The following is a 12958-nucleotide window of genomic DNA, read 5'->3' as shown; positions in this document are numbered from 1 at the left end:
GCTCCAATGGAGCGACGGCCGTTGCCCAAGAGTGACGGTTCTCAGAAGCTGCCGCGCAGCGTCACCCCGTACATCCGCGGCTCGCCGGGGAAGCCGACGAACAGCTGGTTCGCGGTCGCCGGGAAGCCCGCCGCCACTGGTGCCGTCACTGTGCCAAGGTTCCCGCTGCCCTGCAGCGGCATGTCTGCCCCGATCTGGAAATAGCGCTCGTTGAAGATGTTCTGCGCCCAGAATTCCAAGCCCCAGCGCTTGCCCTCGCCATAGATGCCGACGCGGCCGTTCACCACGACGAAGCCGTCCTGCACCTTTTCCGGATCAAGGTCGGAGCCCGTGTTGGTGTCGCTCTGCAGGCGCGTATCGAGATAGAACAGCGCGGACATGCCGCTGTTGCCGATATCCGGTGTCCAGCTGACACCCGCGGTCGCCGAATATTGCGAGGAGTTCGACACGCGGTCGCCCGGCAGCTGGAACAGCACGGGCGACAGCGGACGTCCGCCGGTGCCGACCAGGTTCCGTCGATAGTAGGAATCGGTGTAGGTCAGCGCCATGTTGACCGAGACGTCGCGGTGCGGCCGCAGGAACGTCTCGAGCTCGAAGCCTTTCGAAACGACACCGGGGCGCAGGCGGTCGGGCGCGCAGCGGCCGCTCGTCGCGGAATTGTCGCGATCGGTCCCGCCCAGTTCGTCCTTGCACGCCTGGATGTTGGTCACCTCGAAGTTCACACCGTTATAGGTGTTGAGCTGGTAGTCGGTGTATTCCTGGTAGAAGGCGGCGAGGTTGATATCGACGCCCGGCCCGTTCCACTTGGCGCCGACTTCATACGCCCACACCTTCTCGCTCTGGAACGCGAGGTCGGACACTTCCGGCCGGCCGTTGCCCTGCGTGTTGGCCGGCAGAGCGCGCAGGCCAACGCAGGCCGCATTCTGCGCCGCGCTTCCCGCAGTGGCCGAACAGGCGCGGTCAAGCGCTGAGAAGTCAAGATTGAAGCCACCCGCCTTGTAGCCCTTCGACGCCGAGCCGTAGATCAGCAGCGAATCGATCGGCTTGAACGACAGCACCGCCGTGCCGGTCCACTCGCCGTCACGGAACTTGGAGCCGGGCGAGCCCTTGGGAATGTCGATCGCGGCGCCGTTGATGACGCAGGCGAGCGACGCGAAGCTCTGCAGCGGCGAATTGACGATCGCCGGGCACAAGGTGTTGTTGGCACGCGTGTCGCCGGACAGGTCCTTCGCCTCGTGGGTGTAACGCACACCGACGGTCAGCTTCAGCACGTCCTCGACGATGTCGAGCGTGTTGTGCGTGAAGAAGGCGTAATTCTCCGCGTCCTGGCGAAAAGCATTACCGTTCGCGCCAGTGCCGTTGAGCGGCGAAGCACCGAGCGCGGCAGCAATCGCGTTGAACCCGGGGAAGGCCGCAGCCGGCGCGGTGGTGCAGGTCGGCAGCGCCGGATTGACCGCCCCGACGCCTGCGCCGGCGAGCGAGGCTGCGGCAAGACAATTGGCAAATCGGGTATAGTCACGGCCGTAGCGGATGTCGTCGACGACATCGAGCTTCTCGGTCGAGTAGTAAGCACCGACGAGCCAGTCGAGCCTGCCGTCCAGCGCCTCGCCCTGCAAGCGCAGCTCCTGGCTGAACAGGCGGAAACGACGGTCGAGATTCTGGCGATCAAGAATGTCGAGCGCGCTGAAGTCGCCGTCCTGCCCCTGCTTGTTCTTATAGTCGCGATACGCGGTGATCGACGTCAGCGTGGCGCCGCCGAAGTCGTAATTGACCTCGCCCGACACGCCCCAGTCCTCACTATCCGAGGTGTAGCGTACGCCCGGCGACGTCGGCGTGCCGAGCACGAAACGCTGGTCGCCCGAGAGAGTCGGGTAATTGGCACCCAATGCCTGGACGAGGCCGAACAGCGAGTTCGGCCCGTAAGCGACTGAACCGTCCGGCTGGCGCGTCAGACCGCGCACCGGGCCGAGCAGCACGCCGGCGCAGCAATTCTCGTCGCGCTTGGAATAATCACCGATCAGCCGGACCGACAGCGCATCCGTCGGCTCATAGGCGAACTGCCCGCGCAGCAGCCAGCGATCGCGGTCGTTCATGTCCGGCTCGCCCGGTGTCAGCGCCTTGATATAGCCGTCGCGCTGCTGCCACACGCCGTCCAGCCGGAACGCGGCGTCCTGGCCGATCGGGGCGTTGACCGCGCCGTCCACGCGCCAGAAATCGTAATTGCCGTAGGTCAGCGCACCCTTGGCCATGAAGCGGCCGAGCTCCGGCCCCTTGGTCACGATATTGATAAGGCCTGCGGTGGAGTTGCGTCCGAACAGCGTTCCCTGCGGGCCGCGCAGCACCTCGACGCGCTCGATATCGCCGAGCTCCGACAGACCAACGCCCGTACGGCTGCGATACACGCCGTCGATGAACAGGCCGACCGAGCTTTCGAGGCCGGCATTCTCACCCACCGTGCCGATGCCGCGAATACGCGCGGTGAAGTTCACCTCGCTTGTCGCGCCCGAGACGAGCAGCGAAGGCGCCACCTGGTTCAGCGCACGCACGTCGGTCGCGCCGGTATTCTGCAGCGTCTCCCCCGAGACGGCCGAGATCGCGATCGGCACATCCGACAGCGCCTCGGAACGACGGGTCGCGGTCACGACGATGTCGCCGGCGTTGCTTGCCGTCTCAGCCTGCGACTGGTCGGTGACGGGCGTGGCACCGTCCTGCGCAAGCGCAGGCGCCGCCAGCGCGATCGATGCAGTCGAGACAAGACAAGAAATCAGAAACGTGGCGCGCATCAAGAATCCTCCCCAGGAAACGGCCTTTTCGGCCGCATTAGATGCGCCCCTAGGGATAATCGCGCGCCAGCTCTAGCTGACAGCCACGTCAGGTTTCGTGTTCGTAACGAAGTGCGTCATTCGCGCCACAGTATTCGCGCCGAGAATGCCGAGAGCAGTCGCGGAACGACAATTGCCTGCCGCCCCACGTCTACTTGCGCCCTTGCCTCAGGCAAGATCAGGCGGCGTCGCTTCCTTCACCAGCCGCGCCACGATCTCATCGAGCGAGACGATCTCCTGCCCCTGGCTGCCCAGCCGGCGAACGGCAACGGTGCCTTCCTCCGCCTCGCGCTTGCCGACGACCAGCAAAGCCGGCACCTTCGCCAGGCTGTGCTCGCGCACCTTGTAGTTGATCTTCTCGTTGCGAAGATCCGTCTCGACGCGCAGCCCGGCTGCCGCCAGCCGATCACGTACCACGTGGGCATAATCGTCGGCTTCGGACACGATCGTCGCCACCACCGCCTGCACCGGCGACAGCCACAGCGGGAAGCGGCCTGCGTGATGCTCGATCAGGATGCCCAGGAACCGCTCGAACGTCCCCAGGATCGCGCGGTGCAGCATCACGGGACGATGACGTTCGCCATCCTCACCGATGTAGCTGGCGTCGAGCCGCTCCGGCAGCACGCGGTCCGACTGGATCGTGCCGACCTGCCAGGTCCGCCCGATCGCGTCAGTCAGGTGGAATTCCAGCTTGGGCGCGTAGAAGGCGCCCTCGCCCTCCAGCTCCTCGAACCCGTCCTTGATCGTCTGCGGCAGGTTCGACGCCATGACGGCGCGGCGCAGCTCGTCCTCGGACTTGTCCCACATCGCATCGTCGCCGAAGCGCTTCTCGGGGCGCAGCGCCAGCTTCACCGCATAATCCGTGAAGCCCAGGTCATGGTACACGCTGTCGAGCAGGTCGATGAACTTGGCGACCTCGTCGACCAGCTGGTCCTCGCGCACGAAGATATGCGCGTCGTCCTGCGTGAACTGGCGCACGCGCATGATGCCATGCAGCGCGCCATGCGGCTCGTTGCGGTGGCAGCAGCCGAACTCGGCCATGCGGATCGGCAAGTCGCGGTACGATTTGATGCCCTGGCGGAAGATCAGCACGTGTGCCGGGCAATTCATCGGCTTCAGCGCCATCCAGTCCGCATCCGGCGAAACCAAAGCGCCCTCGTCGGACACATTCGGCACTTCGTCCGGGATGACGAACATGTTCTCGCGATACTTGCCCCAGTGGCCGGAGCGCTCCCACTGCCGCGCGTCCATCACCTGCGGCGTCTTTACTTCCTCATAGCCGCCGGCATCCAGCCGGCGGCGCATATACGCCTCCAGCTGCCGCCAGATCATATAGCCCTTGGGATGCCAGAAGACGCTGCCATGCGCCTCGGACTGGAGGTGGAACAGGTCCATCTCCTGCCCGATCTTGCGATGATCGCGCTTCGCCGCCTCCTCCAGCATGTGCAGATGCGCATCGAGCTGCTTCTTGTTCAGCCAGCCCGTGCCGTAGATGCGGCTCAGCATCGCGTTCTTCTGGTCGCCGCGCCAATAGGCGCCCGATACGCGCGTCAGCTTGAACGCCTGCGGATCGAGCTTGCCGGTGGAGGCAAGGTGCGGGCCGCGGCACATGTCGAGCCAGTCGCCACCCGACCAATAGACCGTCAGTTCTTCGTCATCGGGAAGCTCGGCCGCCCATTCGGCCTTGAACGTCTCGCCCTGCTGCGTCCACCGCTCGATCAGTTGCTCGCGCGTCCACACCTCGCGGCGCAGCGGCTTGTCCGCGGCTATGATCTTGCGCATCCGCTCCTCGATCAGCGGAAGGTCCTCCTCCGTGAACGGGCCGTGGTCGGCCGGCGCGGCGAAGTCGTAATAGAAGCCGTCGTCGGTCGAGGGGCCAAAGGTGATCTGCGTGCCGGGGAACAGCTCCTGCACCGCCTCCGCCAGCACGTGCGCGTAATCATGCCGCGCCAGTTCCAGCGCGTCCGCCTCGTCGCGGTTCGTCACCAGCGCGAGCTGGGCGTCACGTTCGAAGGGGCGGTTGATGTCGCGCAACTCGCCGTCGACACGCGCGGCGATCGCGGCCTTGGCGAGGCCCGGGCCGATGGCGGCGGCAATGTCCGCGGGCGTCGAACCCGGCGGCACCTCGCGTACCGAGCCGTCCGGAAGCGTGATCGAAAGCATGTTCATGGTCGGTTTCCTGCAATGCCATTGCGCTTAGGCGAGGCGGCCCCGCGCGAAAAGGGCGTCCGACGTGGCAGGAACGAAGTGGAGGACGCCGGCCCACCCGTTCCCGGGCGAGCTAGCCGGCCGCGCGCTCAGCGCGTGGCGGGCCGCCCCCGGAACCCCGGGGTCGTGGTAGTGGTGCTGGCACGGTCGCGCGGCATGAGCGCAATATAGCGTGGGCGCGCCAGCCCGACAACTCGGGGCAGTACCTGCCAAAAAACAACGGGCCCGCCTTCTTTCGAAAGCGGGCCCGCGCCCTCATACACTACGCGAGGGATACTCAGGCCGATGGGGCCATCTCGTCCGCGGCGGTGCCTGGGCGGCCGCTTCAGCAGCCAGCCCCGGGCCCCGCGCCGCCTCAGCGGCAGTAACGCGGGTTGTTCGACTTCTCGATCGCGTTGCCGGCAACTGCGCCGCCGACGCCGCCGAGCACCGTGCCGAGCGTGCGGTCACCGCGGTTGTCGATCGTGCGGCCCAGCAGGCCGCCCGCGATCGCGCCGACGATGGTGCCGGTCGTGCCGCTGTTGCAGCGCTGGTTGCGGTAGTAGCGACGGTCGTTGCCGCGGTAGTTGTTGTAACCACGGTAGCCGCGGTGATTGTCATAGCCGCGATACTGGCGCTCATAGCGGTCGCCATAACGCTGCGCCGAAGCCTCGGCGGGGATCATCGCGACAGTGCTCATGGCTAGGGCGGCACCAGCGAGGGAAAGCTTCTTGAACATGGACTGTCTCCCGTTTCGTATCTCGTTCGAGGCCCGATTCCGCCTCGTTGAAGCCCTTTTGTCCGATTCGCGTTGAGCCAACCCTGAATGCGCCCGTTATCGTTCGTTCAGGCTTGAAGCGGCTAAGGCACCTCGTGCGCTGGCCCCTCTCTATCCTTGCCGTCCTTCTCGTCGTGCCGCGTTACAGCGGGGAGGAACGCCTGCCGCTGATCAGTGAGGCACCAGCGATAACAGCGGCGCCTTACGTACCCGCCGGCGGCTGGCCGAAGCGGATCGGCGCGCTGGAGCCGGTCGGCGCGGTCACGCTTTCAAGCCGCGATCCGGCCTTCGGCGGCTTCTCCGCTATCGCCTTGCACGATGGGCGCGCGATGCTGCTGTCCGATGGCGGCAACGTCGCCGCCTTCGCCATCCGCCGCGGCATGATCGAATCTCCGAGCGGTCATATCCTGAAGGCCGGCCCCGCGACTGGCTGGCTGCGCAAGGATCGCGACAGCGAATCGCTGACGCTGGATCCGGCAACCGGTCGCGCGTGGGTCGGCTACGAGAACCAGAACGAGATCTGGCGCTACGCCCCAGGCTTCAGTGGTGCCGAAGCGCGCGCCTGGCCGAAGGGGATGCGGCGGTGGGTGGCAAACCAAGGTGCAGAATCACTTGTCCGGCTTCGCGATGGCCGGTTCATCGCCATTGCGGAACGCAAGCCGGACCGGGCGTCCCGCTACGCTTTGCTCTTCTCCGGCGACCCGACCGCCAGGGGCACTCACGCCGAGGCCTTCCGGATCCAGCCGCCCGCGCGTTACGATCCCAGCGATGCCGCGGAATTGCCCAATGGCGATCTTCTCGTCCTCACCCGGCGCTTTCGCTACCCGTTCACCTTCACCGCCAAGCTGCTGCGAATCCCGCGCGCCGCGATCCGGCCGGGCGCCGTCGCGAAGGGGACCGTGATCGCCACCCTAGCACCGCCGATCATGGGCGAGAATTGCGAAGGCATCGCCGTCACGAGGGAAGGCGGGCAGGCCATGGTGTGGATCGTGACCGACAATGATTTGATGCCGCTGCGCCCCACATATCTGATGAAGTTCAGGCTGCGCGATTGAGCTCCGGCGAGGCACGCGACGAGTTCACCGCCACCAACACGAAAAGCCCGCCACCCCGTAGGACAGCAGGCCTTCATGTCGTGCGATCCTTAAAAGCGGATCAGGCGGCGGTTGCGGTCGCCGAGCGCTTCTTGACAACGTCGCGCTTCAGGCGACGGGCGCGCAGCGACAGCTTCTCGTCGCTGGTCTTGACCAGCCAGTTGTCGAGACCGCCGTTGTGCTCCACCGAGCGCAGACCATGGGTCGACACGCGCAGCCGCACGCTCTTCTCGAGCGAATCGGAGATCAGCGTCACGTTCTGCAGGTTCGGCAGGAACGTACGCTTGGTCTTGTTGTTGGCGTGGGAAACATTGTTCCCCACCTGCCGGCCCTTGCCGGTCAGCTCGCAGATGCGCGACATGGTTCAGATCCTGAGTTTCGGGTTGGCCCGGAAAGTGGGCGCCGATAACCCCCGGGGCGTCGCGCGTCAAGCACAGGCGATGCAACCTAGCTGGATCAAGGCGCGTTGTTCCGGCAGCGAATCGGTTGGAGATACTTCATGCGCGCCTTGCTCGTCCTGCTCGGTATTGCCGCTCTCGTGATCCTGGCGGGCATGGCGACCGGCTTTATCAATATTGATCAGACGCAAACGGCGCAGCTGCCGCGGCTGGAAGGCGGCCAGGCGCCGGAGTTCAAGGCGGATGTCGGCCGAATCGATGTGGGTACGGAGACGAAGACTGTCGAAGTGCCCAAGATCCAGGTGCAGAAGCCAGGCGACGCGCCCACCCCTGTCCCGGCCCAGTAACCGGCTGAGGCCGCCGCTGGACCAGGCGGCGCCGACGGCGCTACGGCGCGCAGCCATGTTCCCGCTCCCCGCCCCCATGCGCCTTGCGCTGGACGCCGCGCGCGAGGCTGCCGCCGCGGGCGAGGTGCCGGTTGGCGCGCTCGTGCTGTTCCGGGGAGAAGTCGTTGCCACGGCGGCGAATGCGCCGCGCCGCCTCGCTGACCCCACGGCGCATGCCGAGATGCTGGCGATTCGCGCCGCAGCCCAGGCGCTCGGCCGGGACCGGCTGGAGGACTGCGATCTGTGGGTCACCCTCGAGCCGTGCGCAATGTGTGCCGGCGCGATCGCGCATGCGCGGATCGCCCGGCTCTATTACGGCGCCGCCGATCCGAAGGGCGGCGCGGTGGAGCACGGGCCCCGCTTCTTCACGCAACCGACCTGCCATCATCGGCCGGAAATCTATCCCGGGATCGGTGATGGCGAATCGGCCGCCCTGCTGCGCGGGTTCTTCGCCGACCGGCGCTGAACCCGCGCTGCCGTTCAGCCGACCTCGTTCTGCGAGATCGGGACGATCTTGATCTCGACCCTGCGATTCGCTGCTCGGCCTTCCTCCGTCTCGTTCGTCGCGATCGGCTGGGTTTCGCCGAAGCCGCGGGTGCCGATCCGGGCGCTTTGCACACCGCGGGTGGAGAGATAATCGGCGACCGCCGCCGCGCGACGCTCCGACAGGCCCTGGTTGTACGAATCGCTGCCGGTCGAATCGGTATGGCCGTACACGTCGACATAGGTGCGGTTATATTCGCTCAGCACACTCGCCACCTGATCCAGCGTGCGCTGGAACTGCGGCTGCACTGCTGCCGAATTATAGGCGAAGTTGATCCCGCTCGGGATGTTCAGCAGCAGGTCGTCACCCTGGCGGATCACTTCTACGTCGGTGCCGGCGGTGCGGGCGCGAAGGTCGCGCTCCTGCTTGTCCATGTAGGCGCCGATACCGGCGCCGGCGATGCCGCCGATGCCGGCGCCAACGATCTTCTCGGTCCGATCGCGCCGCCCGCCGACGAGGTCACCCAGCAGATAGCCGCCCAGCGCGCCGCCGATGCCGCCGATCGCCGCCTTGGAAATCCGCTGCTGTCCGGTCTCCGGGTCGGTGGTGCAGGCCGCCGTCGCCAGCAGCGCGCCACCGGCAATCGCCGAAACCAGAGCAGTTTTGATACGCATTCGAATTGTCCCCTTTCACGTGGCTCGCCCGAAGAACCCGGGCATTGTGCCGGTTGTTCCGCCCCCGTCCTGAACCGGAACTGACGCGGACAGTTGTCGAACCCGGCGATTCACGCCAAGAGGGCGCCACATCATGCTACCGCCGTTCCCCTGGATCGACGTCCTCATCATTCTGGCGCTTGTCGCCCTGAATGGTGTTTTCGCGATGAGTGAGCTCGCCATCGTCTCCGCCCGCAAGGCTCGTCTGGAGGCGATCGCCCGTGGCGGCAACCGCGGCGCCCGTGCCGCTCTTGCCCTTGCCGCCGATCCCGGCAAGTTCCTTTCCACCGTTCAGATCGGCATCACGCTGATCGGCATCATAGCCGGCGCCTATTCGGGCGCTAGCCTCGGCACGCCAACCGCAGCAAGGCTGGAAGCGCTGGGCGTGCCCGCGCACATCGCGGCCAACCTCGGCTTCGCGATCGTCATTGGCCTCACGACCTATGCCTCGCTGATCATCGGCGAGCTCGTTCCCAAGCAGTTCGCGTTGCGCAAGCCGGAGGCGGTGGCGATTTGGATCGCCTTGCCGATGACGTGGCTGGCGGTCGCCACGAAGCCGCTAGTGTGGCTGCTCGACGCGACCAGCGCGCTCGTCTTCCGCCTCCTGCGCCTCAACCGCGAATCGGAAGAGCATGTCACGGCCGAGGAGATTCATCACATCGTCGCCGAAGCCTCACGCTCGGGGATCATCGAGGAGCATGAGCGCTCGATCATCTCCGGCGTGGTGCGATTGGCGGACCGCCCGGTACGCGAGGTCATGACGCCGCGGACCGAGGTGGAATGGCTCGATTCCTCGCTCGACGATGCGATGATCCGCACCAAGATCCTCGCCTCGGCGCACAGCCGCCTGCCAGTCGCCGAAGGATCGATCGATGCGGTGATCGGCGTCGTGCAGGCGCGCGACATCGCTCGTACGCTGGCTCAGGGCGATTCGCTCGATCTGAAGCAGCTCGTCCGCAAGGCTCCCGTCGTGGTGGACCAGATCGACGCAATGGACGCGCTCGACGCGCTTCGCCGCGCCGACGTGCCGATGGCGCTGATCCATGACGAATACGGTCATTTCGAAGGCATCGTCACGCCGGCGGATCTGCTCGCGGCGATCGCCGGCGAGTTCGCCTCGGACGCGGAGCCGGGTGAAGGACCCAATCTGGTCGAGCGGGAAGACGGCTCGATGCTGGTCGCCGGCACGATGGCAGCCGATGCGCTGGCCGAACGGCTAGGCATCGATCTGCCCGAGGATCGCGACTACGCCACCGTTGCGGGCCTTGCACTTGCGGTATTCCGGCATCTGCCCAACGAAGGCGAGAGCTTCGTCGAACAGGGATGGAAGTTCGAGGTGGTCGATCTTGACGGCCGCCGCATCGACAAGCTGCTGGTCAGCGCGGACTGACCGGCAGCGCCGCTCAGCCGGAGTTGCGCAGCCCCGTCGCGATCGCGTTGATCGACAAGAGGATCCCCTCGCCGATCCGCGGATCTTCGTCGCCCGCACGGTGGCGGCGCATCAGCTCGATCTGCAGCAGGTTAAGCGGCTCGATATAAGGCAGGCGCAGCCGGATCGAGGCGTCGAGCGTCGGATGTTTCTCCAGCAGCCGCGATTGGCCCGTCACCTGCAACAGGCAGTCATGCGTCGTCTGCCAGTCGTCGCGGATCCTCCCGAAGATGCGAGCGCCCAGCTTCTCGTCCTCGACAAGGCCCGCGTAGCGCTCGGCGATCCCCATGTCCGATTTCGCCAGCACCATTTCCATGTTGGCGAGCGTCGCGGCGAACAAGGGCCACCCCTCGGCCATCTCGGCAAGCAGGCCCTTGTCCTCGAAGCCCGCGATCGCCTGGCCGACGCCATACCAGCCCGGCAGCATCACGCGGGACTGGGCCCAGCTGAACACCCAAGGGATGGCGCGCAGATCCTCGATCCGCGTCGATTTGGTGCGACTGGCCGGCCGGCTGCCGATCTTCAGGCCGGAGATTTCGGCGATCGGCGTCATCTGGCGGAAGAAGGTCCGAAAACCCTCCGTGCCGTACACGAGATCGCGATAGGCGTGGAACGCCGTTTCCGAGAGGCGATCGATCGCGGCCGAGAAGGTCTCGCTTTCCGCATTCGACAGCGGCGCCGGCGAAAGGCTGGCGAGCAGGGTCGCCGAGGTCATCGCCTCGAGGTTCGTGATCGCCGTTTCCCGCGTGCCGTATTTGCCGGCGATCACTTCGCCCTGTTCCGTGATCCGGATGCGCCCTTGCACCGTCCCGGGCGGCTGCGCGCGGATCGCCGCGAAGGATGATCCGCCGCCGCGTCCCACCGCGCCGCCGCGGCCGTGGAACAGCTGCATGCCGACGCCGGCCGCCTCGAACACCGATTTCAAGGCGGTCGACGCCTTCGACAGCTGCCAGGTGGAGGTGAGATAGCCGCCGTCCTTGTTCGAATCGGAATAGCCGATCATCACTTCCTGGTGGCCGCGCGCCTTGGCGATCGCCGCCACTTCTGGCAGCGCGAACCACGCCTTCATGATCGCCGGCGCCGCTTCCAGATCCTCGATCGTCTCGAACAGCGGCACTGCCATCACGGCCGCGGTGGCGGGCTCTCCCGGCCGGTACAGCCCAACCTCCTTCAACAGCAGATGCACTTCGAGAAGGTCGCTGACCGATTTGCACATCGAGACGATATATTGCCGGATACACGCCGGCCCGTATGTCGCATGAGCATCGGCCGCCGCCGCGACGATCGCCAGCTCGGATGTCGTCTCGTCGGAATAATGGATGAATCGGCTGGTCAGCGGGCGTGCCGTCGCCAATTCGCGGGTGAGCAGCGCCACCCGCTCCTCCTCGTCCAGCGCCGCATAATCGTCGCACACGCCGGCGGTGGCGAGCAGTTCGGCCACCACCCGCTCATGCACCGCGCTGTTCTGCCGAAGGTCGAGCGTCGCGAGGTGAAAACCGAATACCTCAACCGCGCGGATCAGCCGCTCGATCGCCCCGCCGCTCGCCCGCAGCCCGTCGGTCAACGGATGCGCGATCGTGGCAAGATCATCGCGCAGCTCATCGGGCGAGGCATAGGGCTCGGCCGGCCGGCTCGGCCGTGGCGGCGTCGCACCGGTCAGCTTGCTGTAGGTGGCTGCCGTGCGCGCATAGATGCCGGTCAGCGCGCGGCGGTATGGCTCGTCGCGCCGGCTCTCCGCCTCGTCGCCGCTCCGTGCGGCCAGCGCCAGCACCGCCTCGTCCACCGGCGCATGATCGGTCGAGATCGACAGTTCGGCGCCAAGCGCATGCAGCTGCTCGAGATAATAGCCGATCACACCGGCCGATGCCTTGCTGAGCGCGGTACGCAGCGAGTCCGCCGTCACATAGGGATTGCCGTCGCGGTCGCCGCCGATCCAGTTGCCCGGCCGCAGGAAGCTCGGCACGCGCTTGCCCATCGCCCGGTCCCAGCGCTGGTAGAGCGCGGGGATCACCGGCAGGAACACGTCGCGCAAATAGCTCAGCGCCGTCTCCACCTCGTCGGTGACATACAGCCGTTCGCGCCGAAGCATCCGCGTCTGCCACAACAGCGCCACCTGCCGCACGATCGCCCCGTCGATCAGGTCGCCCTCCGGCGTCTCGGTCGCGCCGCTGTCGCGCAGCGCCATCAGGTCGGCGATGCGGTTGCGGTGGTCGATCATGCTCTTGCGCCGCACCTCGGTGGGGTGTGCGGTCAGCACCGGCGCGATCAGCGCATGGTCGAGCAGGGCAAGCACGTCCGCCTTGCCGATCCCCTCGCGCGACAGGCGCTCCAGTGCGGAGGCGAGATCCGCCCCTTCCTCCGCCGCGATGCCCTGGCGATCCTCGGCAAGGTTCGCCAGCATCGAAAACAGCATGAAGCCGCGCACGAAATCGAGCGTCTCGTCGAGCGACAGCGCGTCGAGATGATGGTCCACCGGCGCGCCGCCGTCGCGGTGGCGCTCCACCGATGCCGATCGGATCGCCTCGGTCGCGGCGAACAGCCGCTCGCCGCCAAGTTCGCGGATCACATCGCCGAGGACGCGCCCCAGATAGCGGATGTCGGGGTTGTTGTTGATCGGCGGAAGCTCGGCCATGTCGTCATGCTGCGCTGCAACAGGATCGCGGTCAA

Annotated in this window: 10 protein-coding genes; 4 read left to right on the top strand and 6 right to left on the bottom strand. The window is 66.4% G+C overall.

Annotated elements, in window-relative coordinates; all coding sequences use genetic code 11:
• Positions 1-41: 41 nt before the first annotated feature.
• The 3 genes from ACH0CP_RS05370 to ACH0CP_RS05360 form a co-directional block, all read right to left on the bottom strand.
• Entirely contained in the window at positions 42-2783 is a 2742-nt protein-coding gene (locus ACH0CP_RS05370) for a TonB-dependent receptor (protein ID WP_294445188.1), read from the bottom strand.
• Between the two features lie 207 nt (positions 2784-2990).
• Entirely contained in the window at positions 2991-4985 is a 1995-nt protein-coding gene (gene thrS / locus ACH0CP_RS05365) for a threonine--tRNA ligase (protein WP_406875886.1), read from the bottom strand.
• A gap of 400 nt (positions 4986-5385) precedes the next feature.
• The gene (locus ACH0CP_RS05360; RefSeq protein ID WP_294445211.1) at positions 5386-5748 is read right to left on the bottom strand and encodes a glycine zipper 2TM domain-containing protein; all 363 of its coding nucleotides are present in this window, start codon (positions 5746-5748) and stop codon (positions 5386-5388) included.
• A 134-nt stretch (positions 5749-5882) separates the two neighbouring features.
• On the opposite strand from ACH0CP_RS05360, the gene ACH0CP_RS05355 reads away from it, so the two are divergent.
• Entirely contained in the window at positions 5883-6842 is a 960-nt protein-coding gene (locus tag ACH0CP_RS05355; protein WP_294445212.1) for an esterase-like activity of phytase family protein, read from the top strand.
• A 100-nt stretch (positions 6843-6942) separates the two neighbouring features.
• On the opposite strand, the gene rpmB is transcribed toward ACH0CP_RS05355, so the two are convergent.
• The gene (rpmB, locus tag ACH0CP_RS05350; protein ID WP_406875832.1) at positions 6943-7242 is read right to left on the bottom strand and encodes a 50S ribosomal protein L28; all 300 of its coding nucleotides are present in this window, start codon (positions 7240-7242) and stop codon (positions 6943-6945) included.
• Positions 7243-7380: 138 nt separating this feature from the next.
• Here rpmB and ACH0CP_RS05345 point away from each other — a divergent pair, with 138 nt between their 5' ends.
• Together ACH0CP_RS05345 and ACH0CP_RS05340 are read left to right on the top strand one after the other, a co-directional pair.
• Positions 7381-7626 (top strand): hypothetical protein, encoded by a 246-nt coding sequence (locus tag ACH0CP_RS05345; RefSeq protein WP_294444635.1) that lies wholly within the window; start codon positions 7381-7383, stop codon positions 7624-7626.
• Between the two features lie 76 nt (positions 7627-7702).
• A complete protein-coding gene (locus ACH0CP_RS05340; protein WP_294444654.1) occupies positions 7703-8131 on the top strand; it encodes a nucleoside deaminase in 429 nt (142 codons plus the stop codon).
• A gap of 14 nt (positions 8132-8145) precedes the next feature.
• Here the strand turns inward: ACH0CP_RS05340 and ACH0CP_RS05335 are convergent, their stop codons facing one another.
• Positions 8146-8823, bottom strand: a complete 678-nt coding sequence (locus ACH0CP_RS05335) for an OmpA family protein (protein WP_294444637.1) — start codon at positions 8821-8823, stop codon at positions 8146-8148.
• A gap of 133 nt (positions 8824-8956) precedes the next feature.
• Here ACH0CP_RS05335 and ACH0CP_RS05330 point away from each other — a divergent pair, with 133 nt between their 5' ends.
• A complete protein-coding gene (locus ACH0CP_RS05330) occupies positions 8957-10252 on the top strand; it encodes a hemolysin family protein (protein WP_294444638.1) in 1296 nt (431 codons plus the stop codon).
• A 13-nt stretch (positions 10253-10265) separates the two neighbouring features.
• Here ACH0CP_RS05330 and ppc read toward each other — a convergent pair whose 3' ends face one another.
• Positions 10266-12923 carry a phosphoenolpyruvate carboxylase gene (ppc, locus tag ACH0CP_RS05325; RefSeq protein WP_294444639.1) on the bottom strand — a complete coding sequence of 886 codons (2658 nt, stop codon included), beginning with the start codon at positions 12921-12923 and terminating at the stop codon, positions 10266-10268.
• Between the last annotated feature and the right edge of the window lie 35 nt (positions 12924-12958).

The sequence above is a fragment of the Sphingomonas sp. 179-I 2A4 NHS genome, assembly GCF_045369135.1.
GTDB lineage: Bacteria > Pseudomonadota > Alphaproteobacteria > Sphingomonadales > Sphingomonadaceae > Sphingomonas.
Note: the sequence above shows the minus strand (reverse complement) of the source record. Positions and strands in the feature narration are given on the sequence as shown.

Excerpts from the sequence above, each read along its gene's own strand:
- ACH0CP_RS05370 (WP_294445188.1), bottom strand. The coding sequence starts at position 2,783 with ATGCGCGCCACGTTTCTGATTTCTTGTCTTGTCTCGACTGCATCGATC.
- thrS (WP_406875886.1), bottom strand. The coding sequence starts at position 4,985 with ATGCTTTCGATCACGCTTCCGGACGGCTCGGTACGCGAGGTGCCGCCG.
- ACH0CP_RS05360 (WP_294445211.1), bottom strand. The coding sequence starts at position 5,748 with ATGTTCAAGAAGCTTTCCCTCGCTGGTGCCGCCCTAGCCATGAGCACT.
- rpmB (WP_406875832.1), bottom strand. The coding sequence starts at position 7,242 with ATGTCGCGCATCTGCGAGCTGACCGGCAAGGGCCGGCAGGTGGGGAAC.
- ACH0CP_RS05345 (WP_294444635.1), top strand. The coding sequence starts at position 7,381 with ATGCGCGCCTTGCTCGTCCTGCTCGGTATTGCCGCTCTCGTGATCCTG.
- ACH0CP_RS05340 (WP_294444654.1), top strand. The coding sequence starts at position 7,703 with ATGCGCCTTGCGCTGGACGCCGCGCGCGAGGCTGCCGCCGCGGGCGAG.
- ACH0CP_RS05335 (WP_294444637.1), bottom strand. The coding sequence starts at position 8,823 with ATGCGTATCAAAACTGCTCTGGTTTCGGCGATTGCCGGTGGCGCGCTG.
- ACH0CP_RS05330 (WP_294444638.1), top strand. The coding sequence starts at position 8,957 with ATGCTACCGCCGTTCCCCTGGATCGACGTCCTCATCATTCTGGCGCTT.
- ppc (WP_294444639.1), bottom strand. The coding sequence starts at position 12,923 with ATGGCCGAGCTTCCGCCGATCAACAACAACCCCGACATCCGCTATCTG.